The sequence below is a fragment of the Pseudomonas sp. Sample_9 genome, assembly GCF_004307535.1.
Taxonomy (GTDB): domain Bacteria; phylum Pseudomonadota; class Gammaproteobacteria; order Pseudomonadales; family Pseudomonadaceae; genus Aquipseudomonas; species Aquipseudomonas mercuritolerans.
In genome coordinates this window covers 37,831-41,359 of record NZ_RAZO01000387.1, presented here as the reverse complement: position 1 = coordinate 41,359, position 3,529 = coordinate 37,831, and the positions used below count along the sequence as shown (strand labels likewise).

Sequence of the window (3,529 nt, the reverse complement as noted above, 5' to 3'; positions counted from 1 at the left end):
ACCCCAAAATCAGCTTTGGTGGTAAGCTCGCGCACCATGAATATCTACAGCTCCCGCCCCGTTGTCCTCTGTCTCTCCGGCCACGACCCCAGTGGTGGCGCCGGCTTGCAGGCAGATATCGAAGCCCTGCTCGCGCAGGGTTGCCATGCGGCTCCGGCCGTCACCGCCCTGACCGTGCAAGACACCGTCAACGTCACTGACTTCCGCGTCCTCGACCGTGAGTGGGTATTGGCCCAGGCCAACGCCGTGCTCAACGACTCCGAAGTCGCCGCAGTGAAACTGGGCATGCTCGGGTCGCTGGAGATGGTCGACACCGTGGTCGAACTGCTCTCGGCGCACCCGCACCTGCCAGTGGTCTGCGACCCGGTGCTGCGTGCCGGCGGCGGCGGACGCCTGGGCAAGGACGAGGTCGGCTACGCGATGCGCGAGCGTCTGCTGCCGCTGTCGATTATCGCCACGCCCAATCTTCCTGAAGCGCGCATCCTCGCCGAACTGCCCGAAGGCACGGCCGACGAGTGCGCGGAAAAACTCCTGCCATTCGTCAAAAACCTGCTGATTACCGGCGGCCATGGCGACGAAACTGAAATCCACAACCGCGTGTACAGCCGCGACGGCCTGCGCGAAACCTTTATCTGCCAGCGCCTGCCGGGCAGCTATCACGGCTCCGGTTGCACGTTGGCCAGCGCCCTCGCCGGTCGCCTGGCTCAGGGCGAACACCTGGCCAGTGCCGTGCGCAGTGCTCTGGATTACACCTGGCGGACCCTGCGCGATGCCGAACAACTGGGCAAAGGCCAGTTCGTGCCGCGTCGCCTGCCGCTGGATTTCTGCTCGTAACGTCGTGAGGTCTGCCCGATGAAACTCCGTGGCCTGTATGCCATTACCGACAGCCAGTTGCTGGCCGGCAAGTTTCTGTCTTACGTGGAGGCGGCGCTCGACGGCGGCGTCACCCTGCTGCAATACCGCGACAAGAGCAGCGACGAGGCCCGCCGTCTGCGTGAGGCCGAAGCGCTGCGCAACTTGTGCGAGCGCTACAAGACGCAACTGATCATCAACGATGACGCCGAACTGGCCGCGCGCCTCAACGTCGGCGTGCACCTCGGCCAGACCGACGGCCCGCTGTCGCCGACCCGTGCCCTGCTCGGTTCGAAAGCCATCATCGGTTCGACCTGCCATGGGCAAATCGCTCTGGCCGAACAGGCTGCCAAAGAAGGCGCGAGTTACGTCGCCTTCGGCCGCTTCTTCAATTCCACCACCAAACCCGGTGCGCCGAGTTGCAGCCTCGACTTGCTCGACGAAGCCAAACGCACGCTGCACTTGCCGGTCTGCGCGATTGGCGGCATCACCCTCGATAACGCCGCGCCACTGGTCGAGCACGGTGTCGATCTGCTCGCCGTGATCCACGGTTTGTTCGGCGCCGAGAGCAGCGCCGAAGTGACCCGCCGCGCACGCGCCTTCAACGAACTTCTGAAAATCTGATTTGAGAGCCCGATCATGTCTCGTTCCGAAACCCTGTTTGCCAATGCTCAGAAACACATCCCCGGCGGCGTCAACTCGCCGGTGCGCGCGTTCAAGAGCGTCGGCGGCACCCCGCTGTTCTTCAAACACGCCGAAGGCGCTTACGTCACCGACGAAGATGACAAGCGTTATGTCGATTACGTGGGTTCGTGGGGCCCGATGATCCTCGGCCACAGCCATCCGGACGTGCTAGACGCGGTGCGCAATCAGCTGCAACACGGCCTGTCCTACGGCGCACCGACCTCGATGGAAACCGAGATGGCCGATCTGGTCTGCTCGCTGGTGCCGTCAATGGACATGGTGCGCATGGTCAGCTCCGGCACCGAAGCGACCATGAGCGCGATCCGTCTGGCCCGTGGTTACACCGGTCGCGACAGCATCATCAAGTTCGAAGGCTGCTACCACGGCCACTCCGACAGCCTGCTGGTCAAGGCCGGATCCGGCGCTCTGACCCAGGGCGTACCGAGCTCGGCCGGCGTGCCGGCAGCGTTCGCCAAACACACCCTGACCCTGCCGTTCAACGACATCGACGCGGTTGAAGCGATGCTCGCTGAAGTGGGCGAAGAGGTGGCGTGCATCATCGTCGAGCCGGTGGCTGGCAACATGAACTGCGTGCCGCCAGCGCCGGGCTTCCTCGAAGGCCTGCGTTCGCTGTGCGACAAGCACGGCGTGGTGTTGATTTTCGACGAAGTGATGACCGGTTTCCGCGTCGCTCTAGGCGGTGCCCAGGCGCACTACGGCGTGACGCCGGACCTGACCACGTTCGGCAAGATCATCGGCGGCGGTATGCCGGTGGGCTGCTTCGGTGGCAAGCGCGAGATCATGCAGCGCATCGCCCCGCTCGGTCCGGTGTATCAGGCCGGTACGTTGTCGGGTAATCCGCTGGCGATGGCCGCCGGCCTGACGACCTTGCGTCTGATCAGCCGCCCGGGCTTCCACGCCGAACTGACCGACTACACCGCGCGCATGCTTGACGGTCTGCAGCAGCGCGCCGATGCCGCCGGCATTCCGTTCGTGACCACTCAGGCCGGCGGCATGTTCGGTCTGTACTTCAGCGGCGCCGACGACATCGTCACCTTCGACGACGTGATGGCCAGCGACGCGGCAATGTTCGGTCGCTTCTTCCACTTGATGCTGGAAGGTGGCGTGTACCTGGCGCCGAGCGCTTTCGAAGCCGGTTTCACCTCGATTGCCCACGGCGAAGCCGAGTTGCAACTGACGCTGGACGCTGCCGAGCGTGCCTTCGCTGCACTGAAATAATCGCCGTACCGCTGACGTTGGCTATGGCCAGCGTCAGCTTTCACCTACATCCGCTCGGTTTTTCCGACGCGTCTGCGAAAATCCTGCCCGAATCGGGCGATATATTCCCCAAGCAGCAGAAAAACGAGTAAAGACTTTGTAAGGATGGCCCTGCTTATTTCATAATGCGCGCTTATTGGATCCCTCGACGGGTCCGCGTGCCCTTCAGAGGTAAGTCGATTCCCATGAACCGCACCGGCCGCACCCTTGCATTGGGCTGCCTGTTGCTCCTTCAGCCCCTGCTCGCGCATGCACAAGCAGGCGGCAACTCGTTGTTGATCCCGGCGATGGGTCGTTGCACCCTCAATACTCAGCCGCAAGACGTCACGCAGGCACTGGCCGCCTGCCAGAAAGCGGCGGACGAAGGGGACGCGCAAGCGCAATACGAGTTGGGTGAGTTCTACTACGACGGCAAGAACGCGCCGCGCGACCTCAATCAAGCCCTGAGCTATTTCGAAAAGGCTTCGCTGCAAGGCCACGCCCAGGCGCAATTCAAGCTCGGCAGCATGTTCTTCCACGGTGAAGGCGTGCAGGCCAACAATATCCAGGCCTACATCGTGCTGAAGATGGCAGCGGTCAACGGTGCCGAAGAGGCGCTGGACACGGCCGACGAAGTCTCGGAAAAGATGTCCCGCGAAGATCTCGAAACCGCTACTCAGGTGCTCGGGCAGATTTTCCGCAAATACCTGATGGAACTGCAGAACGCCGATGGGCG

Annotated in this window: 4 protein-coding genes; all 4 read left to right on the top strand. The window is 63.0% G+C overall.

Going from position 1 to position 3,529, the window contains the following annotated elements; all coding sequences use genetic code 11:
• Positions 1–36: 36 nt before the first annotated feature.
• On the top strand, positions 37–834 hold the full coding sequence (locus D6877_RS22410; protein WP_007909650.1) for a hydroxymethylpyrimidine/phosphomethylpyrimidine kinase: 798 nt from the start codon (positions 37–39) through the stop codon (positions 832–834).
• An 18-nt stretch (positions 835–852) separates the two neighbouring features.
• Positions 853–1,476: a thiamine phosphate synthase gene (gene thiE, locus D6877_RS22405; protein WP_024014437.1), complete on the top strand. Its 624-nt coding sequence runs from the start codon at positions 853–855 to the stop codon at positions 1,474–1,476.
• A 15-nt stretch (positions 1,477–1,491) separates the two neighbouring features.
• Positions 1,492–2,775: a glutamate-1-semialdehyde 2,1-aminomutase gene (hemL, locus tag D6877_RS22400; protein ID WP_130912138.1), complete on the top strand. Its 1,284-nt coding sequence runs from the start codon at positions 1,492–1,494 to the stop codon at positions 2,773–2,775.
• A gap of 224 nt (positions 2,776–2,999) precedes the next feature.
• A partial coding sequence (locus tag D6877_RS22395) for a tetratricopeptide repeat protein (protein ID WP_130912142.1) occupies positions 3,000–3,529 on the top strand: 530 nt, incomplete at its 3' end.

Bases quoted from the DNA above. Each gene is read 5' to 3' on its own strand.
- D6877_RS22410 (WP_007909650.1), top strand. From the start codon at position 37: ATGAATATCTACAGCTCCCGCCCCGTTGTCCTCTGTCTCTCCGGCCAC.
- thiE (WP_024014437.1), top strand. From the start codon at position 853: ATGAAACTCCGTGGCCTGTATGCCATTACCGACAGCCAGTTGCTGGCC.
- hemL (WP_130912138.1), top strand. From the start codon at position 1,492: ATGTCTCGTTCCGAAACCCTGTTTGCCAATGCTCAGAAACACATCCCC.